Source organism: Stenotrophomonas sp. STEN035, from assembly GCF_056759935.1.
In genome coordinates this window covers 117,620-136,994 of the sequence record NZ_JBRRDY010000003.1, presented here as the reverse complement: position 1 = coordinate 136,994, position 19,375 = coordinate 117,620, and the positions used below count along the sequence as shown (strand labels likewise).

Sequence of the window (19,375 nt, the reverse complement as noted above, 5' to 3'; positions counted from 1 at the left end):
GCGATGAACGCACGTGATTGGAAGGCCCCAGTGCAGGCGGTTGCAGCCGACAACGATACGACCCAGACCGGGATTGGCGACTTCGTCAATGGCAGTCTCAATCCGTTAACGCAGGCAGCCACTCCCTTGCTGCTGCTGGCCGAGCAGTTGCGCCGCAGTACCTATGCGCCGGACGTGATGCGTCTGCGTGAGCAGGCAGAGGCACAGATACGCAAGTTCGAGGCGCGGGTGCGCGAAGCCCGCTGCAGCCCGGAGTCGGTGATGACCGCCCGCTATGTGCTGTGTGCAGCACTGGACGAGGCGGTGTTGAATGCGCCGTGGGGTGAGCGCAGCGGTTGGGCGCAGCGCACCCTGCTGGTGACATTCCATGGTGAGTCCTATGGCGGTTCCAAGTTTTTCGCCATCCTTGAGCACTTGCGCGAGGACGTGCCGCGGCACATCGAGCTGCTGGAGCTGCTGTACCTGTGCCTGGCAATGGGCTTTGCAGGGCGCTACCAGATTGAACCGGACGGGGCGATGCGGCTGTCATCCATCCAGGACGATCTGTATCGCAGTATCCGTAGTCAGCGTGGGACTGCACCGGAAGGGCTGTCGCCGCAATGGCAGGGCATCGAAGACCAGCGCTCGCGGCTATGGCGATGGTTGCCACTGTGGGTGGTGAGCATTGCCGCTGCCTGCCTGGTACTCGGTGTGTTCCTGTGGTTGCACACGCGGCTCAACGATCTGTCCGCGCCGATCAGTGCGCAGGTGGCCACGATCGGATTGCAGAACGGGCGGGTCCCTGATGATGCGCGACCGGCACCAAAGCTGCGCTTGGGTGAGCTGCTGGCGCCCGAGCAGCGCGCCGGGCAGCTGAGTGTTGAGGGTCAGCCCGATGGTAGTGCGCGGGTGCGCATCAACGGCAGTGCGATGTTCGCCTCTGGAGGTGTCGAAGTAGATCCGGCGCAGCAGCCCTTGTTGGACAAGGTCGCGGCGGCTCTGGATCTGCTGCCGGGCCGGGTGGTCATCGTCGGCCACACCGACGATCAACCCGTGCGTTCGTTGACTTACAAGGACAACTTCGCGCTGTCGGCGGCCCGCGCAGAGGCGGTGGCACACGCGCTGGGGCGTAGTTTGCGGGACCCCGCACGGGTTGAGTTCTCCGGCGCAGGCGATTCGCAACCGCTGGCACGACCGACGCAGTCGGCGGAAAACCGCGCGCGCAATCGCCGCGTGGAAATTCTCTATCAGCCGGGAGATTGATGATGGCTGTGGTGTTGGAAAAACTGCGTCGTGGTGGCTGGGTGGTCCTGCTTGGGGTGATCCTGCTGGCCGCGCTGGTCTGGTTTGGCGGTCCCTATCTTGGGCTGGCTGGGCGCCAGCCTCTGGCCGGGGTGTGGGCACGCCTGTTGTTCCTGGCGGTGCTCGCGGTGCTGGCGCTGGCGACGTGGGCGGTACGCAGCTGGCTGCGGCGGCGCCGTGCCAATCGCATGGCTACCGCGCTGGGTGATGGCGATGATGTGGCGCAGCGCAGCGCGGGCGAGCGGCGTCAGCTGGAAAGCCGGTTTCACGAGGCCATGCAGTTGCTGCGTCGGCGTCCGGGCAGCCGCAATCTGTATGCCTTGCCGTGGTATGCCGTGATCGGGCCACCGGGCTCGGGCAAGACCACGCTGTTGCAGCACTCGGGTCTGCGCTTTCCTTTGGAAGCTCGGTTTGGCAATGAATCGGTGCGCGGCGTTGGCGGCACCCGCCAGTGTGATTGGTGGTTCACCGATGAGGCAGTATTCCTGGATACCGCAGGACGCTACACCACGCATGATTCGGACCGTGCGGTAGACGCGAGTGGATGGCAGGATTTCCTGCGTCTGTTGCGTCGGCACCGTCCACGTCAGCCGCTCAACGGTGTGGTTGTCACGATGAGCCTGTCGGATCTGCTCACGCTGGACCCGGGCGAGCGTCAATTGCATGCGCAGGCGATCCGGCGACGTCTGGATGAGTTGCATCAGCAGCTGCATCTGCAGGTGCCGGTGTATCTGGTAGTGACCAAGTGTGACCTGCTTGCCGGCTTCAGCGAATTTTTCGACGATCTGAGCCCACAGCAGCGGGCACAGGTCTGGGGTACGTCGTTCCCTCTGCAGAAATCGATTGACGGCAGCGCAGCACTGGCGTTCTCCGAGGCGTTCGCGCGCTTGCTGGACCGGCTCAATACGCGCCTGTTGCAGCGTCTGCACGATGAGCGCGATGGTAGCCGGCGCGCGGCGATGCTGGCGTTCCCGCCGCAGTTCGCCACCATCGGGGATGTGGCCCGGCAGTTCATTGAAGCAGCCTTCAACGGTCAGGCCTTGGCGCCTGCACCGATGCTGCGCGGCGTGTATCTGACTTCGGGCACCCAGGAGGGTACGCCGATAGATCGGATGCTTGGGGCAGTGGCGCGCACATTCGGCCTGGATGCACAGCGTGCTCCTGAGCCCAGCGCGCAGCCCAGGACGTTCTTCATCGAACAGCTGCTGCGCTCGGTGGTACTACGCGAATCTGGTCTGGCCGGTTTCAGCCCACAAAGGGAGCGCCGACGCACCGTGTTGCATGCGGCAGGGTGTGCTGCGGCGCTGCTGGTGGCCGCAGTGTGCAGCTTCGGGATGTTTGCCAGCTATAGCGGTAACCGTGACTATCTTGCACAGGTGCAACGGGCAATGGACGACCGCCCGCCGCTAGCAGACCCTTCCGCCGCCAAGGATCTGCGCGGTTACTACGAGCGCACGCTGCAGCGCCTGCAGGCGGTGGACTCGGTAGCCAAAGTGGCGCGTGCTCCAGCCAAAAAGCCCTGGTCGCAGAGCTGGGGACTCTATCAGCGTGATGCCATTGGCGAGGAGCTGCAGCAGGCACAGGCGCGTGAGATGAATGCCCTGCTGATACCAGGGCTGGCGACACAGCTGCGGCGCGGCCTGCAGAAGTCCGCAGCCGAACCGCAGGCGCTGTACTACTACCTCAAGGGCTACTTGATGCTGGGTGATCCAGCACACCTGCAGGCTGCCGAGTTGCGCACGCTTGCGGGCTTGGATGCACAGCGCTTGTTCGAGGACGATCCTGTGCTGGTGAAGGCGCTGGATGCACAGGTGGCGATGCTGCTCGAGCAGCCTGGTCGGCTGCGGGTCATCACGCCAGAGCCGCTGTTGGTCGAGCAGGCACGCAATACCTTGCGCTCGGCCAACCTTGCCACGCTGGTGTACAGCAACCTCAAGCTCTCCGCGCAGGCACAGCCGCGGCCGTCCTTGCGGCTTGATCGTGCCTTGGGCCTGCTGGCTGATGCCTTCCGTCGCCGCAGTGGCGTGGCACTATCCGCGCCCTGGCCGGCGTTGTATACGCAGCCGGTATTCGCAGAGCTGGCGACGACGGGAATTGACGAATCGGTTGCGCAGTTCGTTGCCGATGATTGGGTCATTGGAAGTCAGCCGATGGATGAATTGGCGCGTGCGCGCCTGGCTGGCGAAGTGTTGCGCCTGTATGAGCAGGACTACATACGCGCCTGGAACGGCCTGCTCGGCGACCTGCAACTGGTCAGTGACAGCGGCAGCGACGGTGCCTCATCGACGCTGGCCAAGGTTGCCGGCCCTAGTTCGCCATTGCGCCTGTTGTTGGTGTTGGTGGGCGAGCACACCCAGAGCATGATGCGCGCACCGGCCCAGAGCGCGGCAGAGAAGGCCTCGGATGCCGCAGCGGGGAAAGCCGCAGCGGCCGCAGGGAAGGCTGCTGCGCAGGCGGTCGCTGCCGTGCCCGGTGGCGCCGCCTTGAAAGCGGCACTTGCGAACAAAGGCAGCGGGGCCGCTCCGGTTGAACCGGGTGCGGCAATCAGCGAGCACTTTGCCGCGTTGGCCCAGCTATGCGTGGGGGCTGCCGGCGCGACGCCGTTGGACCAGGTGTTGGCCACCTTCCAACGGCTGGGTCAGGATCTGCTGGCTCCGGTTGGGACCAGCACTGGTACTCCTGCGGAAGCGCTGTTGTTGGCACGACAGCAGGCGGCGCAATTGCCGCCACCGGTATCGGGCTGGCTGCTAGGGCTGACCGGCGAGAGCTCAATACAGCTCAATCGTCAGGCACAGGCCCAGGTGGATGCCAAAGTGGCGCAGTCGATAGCACAGGTGTGCAGGCAGTTCGTCGATGGACGCTACCCGTTCGAGCCAAGCGCTGTCGCTGAAATTCCTGTGCAGAATTTTGGGGAATTGTTCGGCCATGGGGGGCGTTTCGACACGCTGTACCGCGAAACCCTGGCGGGATTGCTCGATACCAGTGGCGCCCGCTGGCAGTGGAAGGACGCAGCCAACGCGGCCGCGAGCGATCCTGCGCTACCAGCGCACATGCAGCTGGCCGATGCGATAAAACGCAAGTACTTCCGCGACGGCAATCTGCCCGAAGTGGGGTTTACCTTGCTGGCGCCGGAGCTCGGTGATGGGGTGTCTCGGTTGGACATCGACATTGATGGCCAGCATTACGACTACCGTGAAGGTGCACCGCCAAGCATGCCGATGAGATGGCCGGGACCCACCCCAGGACGGGTCTCGTTCACCGCTTTCGATGCCGCCGGCAAGCGCTTGGGCGGCGTTGTCTATCTGGGGGACTGGGCGTTCATCCGCGCATTGCAGGCATCGCAGCTGCGTGCCGAGTCGGATCTGCGATACGTCGCCACGTTGGACCTGGAGGGCCATCGTGCGCAGTTGCCCCTGCAGGCGGCGAATCTGCGTCATCCCTTTCTGGACGGCGACGTAAGCCGGTTCCGGTGCGGGAGTTGATGATGGGTATGAGCGGTACCAATGCAGGCAGTGGCTTCTACGGAAAGCTGCCGTGGCTGGGCGATTTCGTGCAGCGTCGGTTGCCGCAGGAACTGGTGCAGGCATGGGACGCACACGTCAGCCAGTTGCTACCGACCGTACCTGCGTGGGCGGCGGAAAGCGCTGTGCGGATCAGGCCGTGGGCTTTCCTCTGTGCGCCCGAAACCTGCGGGAGCAGCGCGTTCGCAGGCGTGGTTGCGCCTGGCGTGGACCGCGTGGGGCGGCGCTTTCCGCTGTTGATTGCCAAGGTGATCAGGGCTGATACGGATGCGGGTGGGCTGTTGCGGCCGAACCTGCCCTGGTTCGACGCAGCCTGGTGCCTGCATGTCGCGGTAGCCAGCGGAACGGTTGGCAGCATCGAGGAGTTCAATGAGCGGGTGCTGGCGCTTGACGGTGAGGACAGTGGCTGCGCGTCTGATGAAACGCTGCGCAGTAGCGATATCGGGCCTGTTCTGCGTGAGCGTCGGGAGCTGTGGGCGCGCTGCCTGGAGCAGGGCGGCAGCATCTGGTGGCGCGACGCAGCCGTGTCCTGTGTGCTGTCTGGCTTGCCGCAGACGCATGACTGCCAGCAGGCAATGCTGGCCGACCGTTCGATGGAGGTGGATGCATGAATGCAGGAGCCCAACCCTATGCCTCAGCAGGGCATACCGATACCGGCAAAGTACGCCGTCTGAATGAGGATGCCATTCTCTGCCGTGACGAAATAGGACTATGGGTAGTTGCTGACGGTCTTGGCGGACACTCCGCCGGAGACTATGCGAGTGCGCTGATCGTGCAGCGGCTTGGGGCCATGCAGCGGCAGGGAGACGTTGCCGATTTTGTCGAGGCGATCGAGGACGAGCTTGAGAAAGTCAATGGCGAGCTGCTGCAGCGTGCCCATGCCCAGCAGGTGGATGTGATCGGTTCAACGGTGGTGGTGCTGGTTTACGACCGGGACTTCATGCTGTGTGGATGGGTGGGCGACAGCCGTGCCTACGGCATGTCGGGTGGGGGCCTGCGTCAGCTGACGCGCGACCATGTACACGGTATGCGTGATGACGTCACCCAATTTTCCGGTACTGGTGCAAACGCGGGCGCGTTGACGCGCGCGGTGGGGGCGCAGGATCCATTGTTGATCGATTGGGTCGTGGCCAGTCACGCCAGTGGAACTCCGTTCCTGTTGTGTACCGACGGTATCAACAAGGAGATTCCCGATGCGGAGTTGGATATGGAATGTCGTCGAGTGCGCGAGCCGCGCGCGTTGCTGACGCGATTGTTTGAATTGGCGCTTGGGCGCGCCGCCCGCGACAACGTATCAGCCGTTGTCGTGCGTATCCAGGAGTAAAGAACGTGCAAGAGGACAGTCCTTCCGTGGTCGAATTGGTTACCGCTTTCCGTTCCGGGGAGCTTGATCTTCCCGCCCTGTTGGCAGCTCTGGACAAGTGCCAGAGCCTGCCTGAAGAAGAATACCGTATCGGATTTGAGACCTTGTGGCGCATGCGTGAAGAGCGTGCGATTGATGAGGTGACCATCAGTACCTTGCTCGAGCGCATGCAGTCCATGCGCACGCAGTTGGGAACAGCCCCGGCCGGTGACGATGTAACGGTGATCAAGCCGGCGCCACGCGCGGGCGACCAAACAGACGATGTCACTCGGGTACTGCCTGCCAATGATGTGGCTGCTGCGCCGCCGGACATCAACAGTACCGGGAGTCACTCACACAGTGCGGCAACCGCCGGCTGGGAGCACGTGGTTGCCGCAAGTGACCGCTACGTGTCAGTGGGGAGCACGTTGAAGGGACGATTCTTGCTGGAACGCGAGCTCGGTCGCGGCGGCATGGGTGTGGTTTATCTGGCGCAGGATGCCCGCAAGATCGAGGCGCGCGATCGCGATCCATGGGTTGCGGTGAAGGTCCTGAGCGACGAGTTCCGTCGCCATCCTGACTCGTTGGTTGCGCTGCAGCGTGAGGCGCGCCGTTCACAGCAGCTTGCTCATGACAACATCGTGCGCGTACACGACTTCGATAAGGACGAGGGCATCGTCTTCATGACGATGGAGTATGTCGCCGGCAGTGACCTGCGTACCTACATCCGTGAGCAGGCCTCCAATGGCATGTCCTTGGCGCGAGCGCGGCCGCTGATAGAAGGCATGGCGCGCGCTTTGGGGCGCGCACATGCAGCGGGGATCGTTCACTCCGACTTCAAGCCCGGCAATGTGATGGTTACCTTGGACGGTACGCCGAAGGTGTTCGATTTCGGGATCGCCCGTGCTGGTCAGCACAAGGCGGATGCCAGCGGTGAGCAGACCGTGTTCGATGCGGCTACGTTGGGCGCACTGACCCCCGCGTATGCAAGCCTTGAGATGCTGCGTGGGCAGGCGCCGACACCGGCTGACGACATCTATGCGTTGGGCTGCGTGTGCGTGGAACTGCTCACCGGACGACATCCATTTGACAAGAACAGTGCCGAAGTTGCGTTGAAAGAGGGCCGGCGCCTGCCGCCGATCCCTGGCTTGAGCCGTCGTCAGTACCAGACCTTGTCTGCCGCGGTGGCCTTTGAACAGAGCAAGCGTCTGCCGGACGTGCAGTCGCTGCTGGAAGGTCTGCGCTATGTGGGTTGGCGCGAGCGTGTGCTTCCTGTCGTTGGCTATGGCACAGCAGCGACTGTGGTGCTGGTTGCCGCGGGTGTTGGCCTATGGCGGCATGAGGCGTCCAGTCGCTTGAATAAGGTGGTCGAGGGCTTCAGTGCTACGGCGCCGGACCGCTATCGCGATGAAGCACAGGCCGTGGCTGGGCTGGAATCACTGGATGACGAACAGCGTGCGCAGTTCCTTGTTGGAAGCGGCGACCTGGTACGCCAATTTCTTGTGCGGCGGCTTGATGAGTTGTGGAAGCCGGAGGCCGGTCGCTTTGACTTTCCCGGCATCGCCAAGGTCTTTGCCTTGCGTGATCGCCTGCGTCTCTACGCGCCTGCGATGGACGCGCGTCGCGCCGCAATTGAAAGTGAGCGTGACAGTCAGCTCAATGCATTGGATACCCGGCTCGGTGAACAACTGCTCGGGTCGGGCAATCTGTTCGCGAACGGCGCCGGCAGCCTGCAGGAGACCTTGGCGCGGATAGGAATGATTGATCCCGGCAGCCCGCTTTTGCACACCCCTGATCTCGAAGTTGGGTACGCACAGGCAATTTCCACCGCACTTGCCGAGGGCCAGCAGGAGTTGGCGCGTAGCCAGTTGGCGCTGGCCACGAAGCAGTTCCCACAATCGCTGCGTCTGCAGTTGCAGCAGGCGAAGTTGCGTAGCCTCGCGCGCCCGGCAGCCGATGCTGCGGCGGCTGGCAGCGTTGCCCAGGCAACGGCCAGCTTTGAACAGTTGCTGCAGGCCCCCTCGGCGGCGGCGGATTGGCAGGCAAAGATGGCGGCAGTCATGGCCAGGCTGCGCGACGATCCCGCGCAGTTGCAGACTGCGCAACTGCGTCTGGGTGAGACCGTTGCGGCGACGTTGGCGTCCCACGATCAGCCCGCTCAGCTACCCGATGACCTGATCCTGCTGGACTTCGCTTTGGAGTACGCGGCGAAAACACCCTCCCTGCAACAGCAGCACGCGCATCTTCAGCAGCGGCAGTTGGCAGCGATGGCCAATCTGGAGGCGGAGCGTGCACAGGCCGAAGTGGTGGCACGCGGCGAATCATTGCGGCGCGCCGTTGCAGCTGGTGATATCGACAAGGCCGAGAGTCTGTTTGCACGCTTGCGTACGCTGCAGCCAGATGCTGCCTTCGTGCGCGAGCAGGCGCCAGCCTTGCTGGCGCAGGCCTACCAGTCACAGGCGGATGCACAGTTCGCCAAGGGCGATTATCCGGCGGCAGTGAAGGCCGTGACGCGTGGCATTGCAACCTTGGTGAGCAACACCAGCTTGCCCAAGCTGCAGGCGCGCTATCAGTTGGTTGCTGCGGTCATGGCGGTCAATGACGCCACCCCGGCCGGTGAGCGGGAGCAACTGCGGCAACGGCTTGACAGCCAGTTCCGCGCTGACGGTACGGCGATGGCGCGGCTGGAGCGGGAGATGCAGGCGCGCGGTCAGTTGCCGCAAGGTTCGCTGCGCGGTCGTCTGCAGCTCGGCGGGGCGGAACCCTCGCCCGACCAGGTGGCACCGAAGGCAGGTTCCACCCCACGGCCGGCTGTGGCATCGGCGTCGACCAAACGCGGTGCGTCTGCTGCTGCCCTGCCAAGTGCCGCAAGCGAGGATGAGCCACTACCGCCGGTTCCCGATGGCCCGGATCCCTGCGACGGGCTGGCTGGCCGCGCGCGCCCTTGCTACGACGCGGTGGGCGAAGGCCGTGGGCCAATGATGATGGTTGTACCGGGTATGGCCGGTGGCAAGCCGTTTGCGTTGGCACGCGGCGAGATCGCTGTAGATGACTTCAACATCTACTGTCGGGCTACCGGCCAATGCGCGGTACGGACGGTTGCCAGCGCTGAACTGGGACGCCTGCCGGCGCAGAACGTCACCCTTGGCCAGGCCAAAGGCTATGCGCGCTGGCTGACGCGCGCCAGCGGCGGCTGGCGATATCGCTTGCCCACCGATGCCGAGTGGCTGCATGCGGCACAAGCCAGCCAGCGATGGCGGCAGGCCCCTGACTCCAACTGCATTCCGCCTACCGCCACCGCTGAGCAGGCCGGAGCGCCTGCTGGGGTGCGTGGTCGCGAGGCGAACCCCTGGGGTTTGGTGAACCTGGCAGGCAACGTGTGGGAATGGGTGAGTGGCGGCGATGGTGCAGCGTTGCGGGGAGGGAGCTATGCCAGCTTCTGGTCTGACTGCACGGTGGAGGCGCGTCGTGCCGCGCCGACCGCAGCTCAAGCCGATGTTGGCTTTCGGGTACTGAGGGAGCTGAAGTGAACGATTGGGAGAATCAAGCGAACGCAAGCCTGCGGTCGCTGGCCGACGCGCGCCAGCGTGGTCAGCTTGATCGCGCAGAGTACCGGGAACGTCGTCGTCGCATTCTGCAGGCCGGGCGCAACCACCAGGCGCAGACCCAGCCCAATGCGCTGCAGCCCACCAGGGCGGCAGTTGCAGCAACGGATGCACGGAAGAACAGCAGCATATGGAAGCTGGCGACGCTTGCTCTTGCGCTGCTGGCGGGTGGTTTGCTGATCTGGTTGTTGAGGGAATAGAACCGATGAAGCTCCTTCTCTGTTGGCAGCGACAGCTACCTACCTTCGAGCTTGTGAGTGGATCTGCATGCGCTGGCGCCAGCTGCTGTGCCGTGCAGCGCACATTTTTTTTGTTGATGGACCCATGTTGATGAAAATGACCACGTTGGCACTGTCTCTCATGGCGGCGCTGCCGGCAGCGCAGGCCTACGAGCCGGACGCAACCACTGCATCTGCAACCGCGTCCACGGATGCACATCAGACCATGCTGCCTGCTGTATCCGAGCGCGACACAACCGCGAAGATGGAGGTCCGTGGCTTTCGGGTGAAAGGTGTAGCGGAGCACCCGCAGCAGCGGATCACAGCTGCCAGCGTTCAAGCCATCGCCGATGCGCACTTCGCGCAGTTGGCCGCAGGCGAATCATCGGTGGCGCTGGATTTTGCACAGTTGCAGGCTGCAGCGGACGTCATCACGACGGCTTATAGGCAAGCCGGCTTTCTGGTGAGCGTTGCTTTCCTGCCAGTGCAGACGGTTGCGGCGGACCGCATCATCGAGATACAGGTGATGGAGGGGCGCATCGGCAAAGTCATCGTGCAGGGCAATCAGCGTTATCAAGAGCGCACCTTGAGTGACAGTGCTGAACGTATGCGCGGGCTGCCGTTGCGCCGTAGCGATATCGACAGCGCGCTGCTGTACGCGCGCGACCTGCCAGGAGTGTCGGTGTCCTCGGTGCTGCAGCCTGGCGAGAACGAGGGAGAGACGGATCTGGTACTGGTCGCCAGCGAAGCCGCTAGAGGCTGGGCGGTGAATCTGAGTGTCGACAATTTCGGTACTGAGACGAGTGGGCGCGGCCGCGTGCAGGCGGGCTTGGTGTGGAACAACCCGCTTGGACGTGGTGATGTTTTTGCCATCAGTGGCAACTGGCAGTTCAGTCCGACGTCCAGCCGCAATGGTGCCTTCTCCTACAGCATGCCGATCCGTGGCGTCTCTGGGCTGTCCGTTCTGGCCGGTGCCAACCAGAGCGAGCTGGAAGTGAACACTGGACCAATGGCGGTGCTTGCCATCAAGGGTCCTGCATCACAGCGCTATGTTGGTACAGACTGGAAATTCCTCAACACCGTGCCGTTGCAGATGACAGCATCGGCGCGCCTGGTGCGCGAGTCCTCGCGCTTCGAGGCTATCGGCATGGCGTTGTCCAATCACCGCTACGACGTGGCAGAGCTGGGTATCGGCTTGCGCCAGAACGATACGCGTTGGCGCGGTGTGAACCTGGCACAGCTGAGCGTGCGCCGATCGCTGCGTGACAACTCGGCAGCACTCGACGTGGTCAACCCCTATCGCGACAGCCAGTTCACCGTGGCGCGGCTGGGCTTGATGCGCATGCAATACCTCACTCGCGACCAGCGCCTGGTGGCGAAGTTCAATGGTCAGTACACGGGTAATGGCTTGCCGGCGATGGAGCAGTTCCAGTTGGGCGGCTATGACAGCATCCGCGGCTACTCGCAGGGTGAAACACTGGGTGATCGCGGCTATCTGTTGGGCCTGGAGTACCAGGTGGATGCGCCGGGGTTTGCTGACAGGATGTCTCCGTTTCAAGGTTTGGTCTGGCGCGAACTACTGACGTTTGACGTGTTTGCCGACCACGGCCGGGTAGCTGATGCCACCGGTCACCTGGCGCCAACCAGTTTGTCCAGCGCCGGTGCTGGAGTGACTTTCCGGCTGCCGCGCTTCCATGGCATGGAAGTGCGCTTGGCTGGTGCATTGCCTACCAGTTCCGCCGATGCGAGCGATGGACGCGATGCCCGTGCGTATGCACGGTTGAGCATGAATTTTTGAGGATCTGAACCATGAACCGCATCTACCGTCTTGTGTTCAATCACGCCCTGGGCCAAATCCAGGTGACCTCCGAAATCGGCGCTTCGCCACGCGCGACGACCGGCGTCAGCCGCCGTCTGCCCGCACATCTGCGCCTGCTGCCGTTCGCGCTGGCACTTGCTTGCGCTGGCGGGGCACAAGCCGTGGAGCTTCCGCAGGCTGGGAGCGCCACCGGCGCAACGATCTCCTACGGCGCAGCCGGCTCGAACACGATGACGATCAGCCAGGCCCAAGCCAAAGCACTGATCACCTGGGGTAGCTTCAATATCGGCCAGGGCGGCACGGTCCAAATCACTACTCCAGATATAAACGGCGTTACCTTGAACGTGGTGCACGGTGGGTCGCTCAGCAGCATTGATGGTGTGCTGACATCGAACGGTCATGTGTTTCTTATCAATCCTGCCGGCATTGCATTTGGTAGCAACGCGCAGGTGAATGTTGGTGGCCTGGTGGCCAGCTCGTTGAAGTGGAATGAGGTCGAACAGGGCGAGAAATATCAGTTCGACCAGTCCGGCGCAGCAGCCAGCGTCAGCACTGCTGCAGGGGCGCAGATCACCAGCAGGGGCCCGGTAGTGTTGATGGGAGCGTCTGTCTCCAATAGTGGTTCTATCGCTGGCAGCACGGTGAATCTGCTGTCGGCTGGCGGTGTCACTCTCCAGTACGATCCGCTGCAAGGCCTTACTGCGCTGTTGGGCGCAGCAACCAGTAGTTTGCCAGCCGGCACCTCTGCCGCCGTGAGTAACACCGGCCTCATCACGGCCGGCGGGGTCGTACTGCAGGCAAGATTGGATCCAGCGCTGGCAGCGTCGGCTATCAATCTCGGCGGCGTGGTAGAGGCGACGCAGCTGCTTTCTGCAGATGCTGTAGGCGGGGAGCTGCATTTATCTGGTGATGGCGACGCCGAAACCATCCAGCTTTCCGGTGATAAAGGTGTCAGCCAAAGTGCCGGCAAACTGCTCGCCAGCAAGGGGCTTGAGCTGGCTGTTACCGGCGACGCCACACTGAGCAGTGCGACCAACGAAGTAGCCAGAATCGGCGGGATAGTCAGCGGAAATCTTGCTTTGAGCAATTCCGTCGATCTTGCCCAGACCGGGGCGCTGGAGGTGGCGGGTACCACCACGCTGAACAATGCGTCAAAGAAGGTAACGTTGACCAATGCCGGCAACCGCTTCGGCGGGAATGTATCGCTCGACGCCGGCAATGTAGCCATCTCAGCCGCTGGCAGCTTGGCCTTGGGCAATGTCCTGGTTGACTCACTGAATGCGACCGCTGGATCCATATATTTGCCTGCCGCGATCAGTAGTACTGGGGCGCAGAATTACAACGGCGCCGTAGTGCTGGGCCAGAACACCAGTCTGTCTAGCGCACTGGGTGCAATCACATTCGGCGGAGTGATTGATGGCGCCCATGCCTTGTCGATCACAGCGCCCGGGTGGGTCAGTTTTGGTGGTGCGGTGGGAGGCTCAACAGCGCTGACGTCGCTGGATGTCTCAGATGCAGTGAGAATATCGTTGCCGTCGAGCGTCACCACCACTGGCATGCAGCGCTACGGCGGTCCGGTTGACTTGTCGGGGACGACGTCGCTGACCAGCCAATCGGCAGGTGCCATCGACTTCAACTCCACCATCAATGGCGCATATGGTTTGACCGTCAATACTGCGGGAGCCACCACCTTCGCCGGCGTCATAGGTGGGACTGAAGCCCTTGCTTCGTTGACCACCGATGCAGCAGGTACTACACAGTTGGGCGGCAATGTGCGAACAACGGGAAGCCAGACCTATGGCGATACCGTTTCGCTGAGTGGGCCTGTCACGCTGAGCAGTGCGGCGGCAGGCAATATCGCGTTCGGCAGCAGTGTCAGCGGCACTTCCGGCTTGACCGTCAACACCGCCGGCCAGACCGCGTTTGCTGGCGCTGTAAACCTGGGTTCGCTGATCACTGATGTTGGTGGCACTACCCAGCTGGGCGGCAATGTGACCACCAGCGGCGCGCAGGCGTACGGCGACGGACTGGAACTGACTGGTGATGTCACGTTGGCCAGTACGCTTGGTGAGTCCATCAGTATCAATGCAGGTGCCAATGGCGGGCATGCACTGGCAGTAAACACGGCAGGAACCACTACGCTGGCTGGCGGTTTTGGCAGCACTACTGCATTGGCATCGCTTGCTACCGGCACCGGTGGCACGACGCGCTTGGCGGGTGTGTTCAATACTCTGGGTGACCAGGCTTATGGCGACAATGTCGTACTATTCGGTGGCACCACGCTATCCAGTTCTGCCGGTTCCATCGGTTTCGGCGGCGCGGTGGACGGCGCATATTCGCTGACGACAAGTGCAGCGGGGGTAACGCGGTTTTCGGGTGCTGTTGGGGCAACCAATGCACTGGCATCACTGGCAGTCTCTGCTGGGTCGTTCAGCGCGCAGGGCATCAGGACCAGCGGCAACCTCAGCCTCAACGTACTCAACGGTATCGTGCAGGCTGGAGCTTACAACGTTGGCGGCGATGCCAGCTTCACTTCGGGCGGCGATCTAACGCTGACAAATGCTGGGAACCTATTCAACGGCAAAGTATCGCTCCACGGCAGCACTGTCTCCATCAAAGCAAGCACCGCGCTGGACATCAGTCGGGCCCAGGCTACCAAGCTGAATGCAGATGCCGTGGGGGCGCTGGCACTGGATGACGCGACCATCGCAGGCGGTGGCGCCATTCTCAGCGGCAAGGCAATGTCGCTGGGTTCCATCACGGTTACCGATGGCGGGGGTCTGGGGGTTTCTGGCTCGTCCATCAGCCAATTCGGGGCGCTGGACGTTTCGGGTGCAAGTACATTCAAGGCTGACGGCGGCAACATCACATTGGGCGCCCCCAATGCGTTTGGCGGTCAGGTCGATCTGGAGGGCCTCGATGTCCTGATCAATGCAGGAGGCCTGCTCAAACTGGGCAGTGTCAGTGCGCGAAAACTGGATGCCGGTGCAGCGCAGCTTCGATTTGGCAGCAACATAACCACGACAGGCTACCAACGCTACGTCGGCGGAGTTGGATTGACGCGTGACACCTCGCTGGTCGCGGGTGGAGAACTGAGCATCGCAGGTAGCATTGATGGGGGATTTGGACTTGCGCTGAACTCAGGTAGCGCGGTCCGAATTGGCGGAGGTGTAGGGCAATCGACAGCGCTCTCCAACCTGACTGTGTCCGGCCCAGCGGCCATCGATAGCGCAGTAACCACGGATGGCGCGCAGGTGTTCAATGGCGCGCTGCAGTTGAACGGCGACAGCAACCTGACCAGCGCGCAGGGCGACATCACCCTCGCAGATGTGGATGGTGCGCACGCATTGGCACTGAATGCAGGCAGTGGCACCGTGCGTTTCGGATCGATCGGGGCAAGCAATGCGCTGACCAGCCTGCAGGTCGACAGTGCCGCCGTCGGCTTGCTGGGCACATCGGTAAGGACCAGCGGCGCGCAGCTGTATGACGCTTCAGTGGTGTTGACCAAGGACGTGGCCCTTGCCAGCACCGGCGGAGGCGACATCAGGTTTGGCGGTAGCATCGACGGTGGCTATGCACTGCAGGTCAATACGGCCGGTGTCACCCGCTTCGGTGGCACGGTAGGAGGGGCTGGCGCGCTGGCATCGCTGACGACAGATGCAGCCGGCACTACCGGGCTGGGCGGTTGGGTCTTTGCCAGTGGCGACATTGCATTCAATGATGCGGTCAACCTGAGAGCACTCACCAGCGTGCGCAGCCAGAACGGCACAACGACATTCGGCAGCACCGTTGTCGGGCCTTGGGCACTGGCCGCAGCCGGTGGCGCCGGCACCGCATTCGGCGGCGCGGTCGATGTGCTGAGTCTGCTGGTACAAGGTGGCGGTACCACCATGCTGGGAGGCGACGTAAGCGTCGATGCCAGCGCTGTGTTCAATCGTCCTGTTCTGTTGAGCAATGATGTGACCGTGGATGCACGAACTGTCTCTTTTGCGGGGGCGATCAACGGCGCGCATGCACTGGACATCACCGCTACCGGCGCGGTGACCTTTGGTGACCATGTTGGCGCGACTACCGCATTGGACTCGTTGACGGTGCGCGGCGCATCTTTGAACGCCAAAGGCATCACCACAACCGGCAACCTTTCAGTGGATGTTGCCGCTGATATCACCCAGGCCGCTGCCTATGGCGTTGGGGGATCGGCCAGCTTCGCATCACAGGGCAACATCAATCTGAGCAACAGCGGCAACCGTTTTGATGGCGTGGTAGCTCTGGACGGTGCCGCGATTCAGATAGCCAGTGCATCCGCACTTGATCTGGACGTTGTGCAGGCGGGCAGTCTTTCTGCAACTGCCAATGGCAGGCTGAGCCTTGGCAATGCCGCGATAGGCGGAAATACCACGCTGTCGGGTAACGGGATCGTCTTCGACGATGTCACGGTCCTGGGAAATTTGGGGGCAGTCAGCAGTGGTTCCGTCCAGCAGAGCGGAGCGTTGAATGTCGCCGGTACCAGCCAGCTCAATGCCGCTGGCGACATCACCTTGAGCAATGGACAGAACGCGTTTGGTGGCGGGCTCGCGTTGTCAGGCACGACGATTGCTATCGAGTCCGCCAGCGATCTGCTGGTGACGCAGCTGCACAACGGTGCCAATTCCGCGGTCAGTCTGGTATCTGGAAGAGGTCTATCGCTGACCGGCAACGATGTGGATACGGGCACTGCCAGCCTGACGCTGGCAGCCAATGGCGGCCAGTTGATCACTCAGATCGCCTTGGCGGGCGCAGACCTGGATCTGCTGGGTAGTCACGGTATCGCTTTATCCGGCAACGTTTCCGCTGCTGGAGCTGCAACGTTTACCAGTACCAATGGCGATATCGTGCAGAATTCTGGTCGCACCCAGGTGGGGGGGGCTACGCGGATATCGGCGGGTGCAGGGCGGATCGACTTTGGCAACGCTGGCAATCTGTTTTCTGGGCCGGTCTACCTGTCGGGAGGAGCGGCGACGATAAGCAATGCAGGCAGTTTGTTGTTGGACGGCGGGACCTTGAACAGTCTGGACGCGATGGGCCGTGACGGCCTTGATGTTGTGGGTACGTCTGTGTCCGGGAATGCCACGCTTGATGCGGGTAGCGGCGCGATGACCGTCAACAACGTCGCTGTCGGCGGAAATTTGAGTGCAAGCGGCGCGGGCATCACCCAGACCGGTAACCTGGTGGTGGACGGTGCGGCAAAGCTGAGCAGTACCGGCAGCATCCTGATGTCCGATGCCACGCTTGGCAGCCTGGAGGCTACTGCCGGTGATGATCTGTCCATCAGCAATGGCACGGTCGTCGGCAATGCGGTACTGCGCGCCAATGATGCGCTGACGGTGGACACACTCCGCGTCGGTGCAGACCTGAACGCCAACGGCGCTTCGGTCACCCAGATCGGTACGCTTGCCGTGACCGGTGCGGCAACGCTGGGCAGCACCGGGGCCATGTCATTGGCAGCAGTGAGCGCCGGCAGCCTCGCGGCCAGCGCAGGCAATGGCCTGAGCGTGGCAGGTGCAGCGGTAGCCAACGGCGCCACACTTGATGCCGGTGCGGGTGGGCTGGCAATCAGCGATCTGGTGGCGGGCAGTCTCAGCGCCGGGGGCAAGGGTATCGCCCAGAGCGGATCGCTGGCGATTACCGGCGATGCCGCACTTGATGCAGGCGGCGGCGCGCTGTCGGTCAATAACGTGGATGTCGGCGGCGACTTGACTGCCAGCGGCGCTTCGATCACGCAGACCGGCAGCATGGCGGTGGATGGTGCGGCGACGTTGAGCAGTGCCGGCAGCATCCTCGTAGCCGATGTCATGCTTGGCAGCCTGGAGGCTACTGCCGGTGATGATCTGTCCATCAGCAATGGCACGGTCGTCGGCAATGCGGTACTGCGTGCCAATGATGCGTTGACGATAGACGCGCTTCGCGTTCATGGAAATATGGCGGCATCAGCAGGGTCCATTGCCCAGACGGGGGCACTGCTCATTGCGGGTAGCGGTGATATACGCAGTGGTACACGTATCGTTCTGGACAACACCGCCAACGTGTTCGCAGGGCCGCTGTCTCTGCAGGGGCAGCAGGTGCTGATCGCAGCTGCTGGCAGCCTGCAGCTCGCACGGGTTGATGCAACATCGCTCGTTGCTGGTGCGACAGGGATTCTGTCCGTGGGGGCTGCAAGCATCCTGGGCAATACCCATCTCGATGGGTTCGGTGTGAATCTTGGAGCCGCCACCATTGGTGGGGATCTGCAGGTGAACAGTGGCGCCGGAATCACCCAGACAGCAGCCGTGAGGGTTGGCGGTTCAACTGACCTGATGGCAGTTGGTGCAATAGCGTTGGGCAATGCCGCCAACGACTTCAGGGGCGGAGTGAGTGCGCTCGGCGATGGCATCGTGTTGGCAGATGCCAATGACCTGCGGCTGACGGCATTGGATAACCGTGGTGGTGGCGGTGCAGTTACTGCGGTGGCAGGAGGCAGCTTGACCTTGCCTGCCAACGCCGTTGATGTGGGTAGCGCAAGGTTGACGCTGCTGTCCAACGGCGGGGGGCTGTCCATCAGCCAGGGGCTGAGCGGCGGTGATGTGGTGCTGGGAGCTCGGGACGGCTTGTTGCTTGCGGCAGACATCAACTCGGCGGGGAGGCTGACGCTGAACAGCGCGGCTGGAGTCACCCAGACCAGTGGCGTCTTGTCGGCTGCGGCGTTGACTGGCTCGGCATTTGGTGATGTCAAACTGCGAGGGGAGAACCGACTTTCTTCACTGGGTGATTTCAAGGCGGCTAGTCTTGAACTGAGCAATGCCACCGGTCTGCTTGTCGATGGCGATGTAACGGCAAATAACAATCTGCTGCTGCGCGTTGGACGTGGTGATCTGCAGCTTTCAGGCCATTTGAATGCAGATGCGGTTCGCCTGCAGGCGGCTGGAAATATCGCGCAGAGCAGCACTGGCAGCATTGTTGCCAGAGCGCTGAGCGGTAGCTCTGGTGGCGCGACAAGCCTCGGAACGGCAGCCGAGTTTGCAACGAACCGCGTTGGCCTGCTCGGCGATTTTGTGGCCAAAGGAGGCTTCAGCATGACCAATGCAGGTACGTTGGCGCTGGGCTCGGTCAATGGCAGCCAGCGCAGCGTTGATGTTGGCGATGCCGCTTTCTTCCTCAAGGTACAGGGTGGTGACCTGCTGCAGGTAGGCAAGGCATCTGTGCGCGCAGGCGAAGCGCATTGGTGGTCCAGTGGTGGTATTGGTACCTCGATTGATCCGATCTACCTGGTTACCTCGCACCCGACCACGTATGTGGATTTTATCGGGAAGCCACCTGCGTATTTCTACGCGGAAGATGTGAATGGCGCTCCGTTGACGATAACCGGCTCGGTGAACATTCCCATCGTGGTGCTTGGTTCACGTGCGCAGAGCGGCAGCATGCGGCGGATGCCTTATGTGGACGTCGGGTCGCTGAATGCGGAGTACCGCGCCTTCGGTATCGTCAAACCCGGTATCCGTTTGCCTACAGATCAGCTTGCGGTGTGTGATCGCGATGATCCGGACGCGGAGTGTGCGCAGTGAGCATATCCATTG

8 protein-coding genes are annotated in these 19,375 nt (G+C 62.6%); all 8 read left to right on the top strand.

From position 1 onward, the window contains the following. Positions 1-3 precede the first annotated feature (3 nt). The 8 genes from icmH (at position 4) to ACVOLL_RS02690 (ending at position 19,363) form a co-directional block, all read left to right on the top strand. Entirely contained in the window at positions 4-1,242 is a 1,239-nt protein-coding gene (gene icmH, locus ACVOLL_RS02725) for a type IVB secretion system protein IcmH/DotU (RefSeq protein WP_481511470.1), read from the top strand. Further along, a complete protein-coding gene (gene tssM / locus ACVOLL_RS02720) occupies positions 1,239-4,763 on the top strand; it encodes a type VI secretion system membrane subunit TssM (protein ID WP_481511469.1) in 3,525 nt (1,174 codons plus the stop codon). Before icmH ends, tssM begins: the two co-directional genes overlap by 4 nt. An 8-nt stretch (positions 4,764-4,771) precedes the next feature. Then, positions 4,772-5,413: a type VI secretion system-associated protein TagF gene (gene tagF, locus ACVOLL_RS02715; RefSeq protein ID WP_481511468.1), complete on the top strand. Its 642-nt coding sequence runs from the start codon at positions 4,772-4,774 to the stop codon at positions 5,411-5,413. Further along, positions 5,410-6,126, top strand: coding sequence for a PP2C family protein-serine/threonine phosphatase (locus ACVOLL_RS02710; RefSeq protein ID WP_481507801.1), 717 nt, complete (start codon positions 5,410-5,412; stop codon positions 6,124-6,126). Before tagF ends, ACVOLL_RS02710 begins: the two co-directional genes overlap by 4 nt. 5 nt (positions 6,127-6,131) lie before the next feature. Continuing rightward, the gene (locus ACVOLL_RS02705) at positions 6,132-9,674 is read left to right on the top strand and encodes a protein kinase domain-containing protein (RefSeq protein WP_481511467.1); all 3,543 of its coding nucleotides are present in this window, start codon (positions 6,132-6,134) and stop codon (positions 9,672-9,674) included. Next, on the top strand, positions 9,671-9,949 hold the full coding sequence (locus ACVOLL_RS02700) for a hypothetical protein (protein ID WP_481511466.1): 279 nt from the start codon (positions 9,671-9,673) through the stop codon (positions 9,947-9,949). Before ACVOLL_RS02705 ends, ACVOLL_RS02700 begins: the two co-directional genes overlap by 4 nt. Before the next feature lie 136 nt (positions 9,950-10,085). After that, the gene (locus ACVOLL_RS02695; protein ID WP_481511522.1) at positions 10,086-11,765 is read left to right on the top strand and encodes a ShlB/FhaC/HecB family hemolysin secretion/activation protein; all 1,680 of its coding nucleotides are present in this window, start codon (positions 10,086-10,088) and stop codon (positions 11,763-11,765) included. A gap of 11 nt (positions 11,766-11,776) precedes the next feature. After that, positions 11,777-19,363, top strand: a complete 7,587-nt coding sequence (locus ACVOLL_RS02690) for a two-partner secretion domain-containing protein (RefSeq protein WP_481511465.1) — start codon at positions 11,777-11,779, stop codon at positions 19,361-19,363. Positions 19,364-19,375: the final 12 nt, after the last annotated feature.

Coding starts and splice junctions, on each gene's coding strand:
- icmH (WP_481511470.1), top strand. CDS start 4: ATGAACGCACGTGATTGGAAGGCCCCAGTGCAGGCGGTTGCAGCCGAC.
- tagF (WP_481511468.1), top strand. CDS start 4,772: ATGAGCGGTACCAATGCAGGCAGTGGCTTCTACGGAAAGCTGCCGTGG.
- ACVOLL_RS02710 (WP_481507801.1), top strand. CDS start 5,410: ATGAATGCAGGAGCCCAACCCTATGCCTCAGCAGGGCATACCGATACC.
- ACVOLL_RS02695 (WP_481511522.1), top strand. CDS start 10,086: ATGACCACGTTGGCACTGTCTCTCATGGCGGCGCTGCCGGCAGCGCAG.
- ACVOLL_RS02690 (WP_481511465.1), top strand. CDS start 11,777: ATGAACCGCATCTACCGTCTTGTGTTCAATCACGCCCTGGGCCAAATC.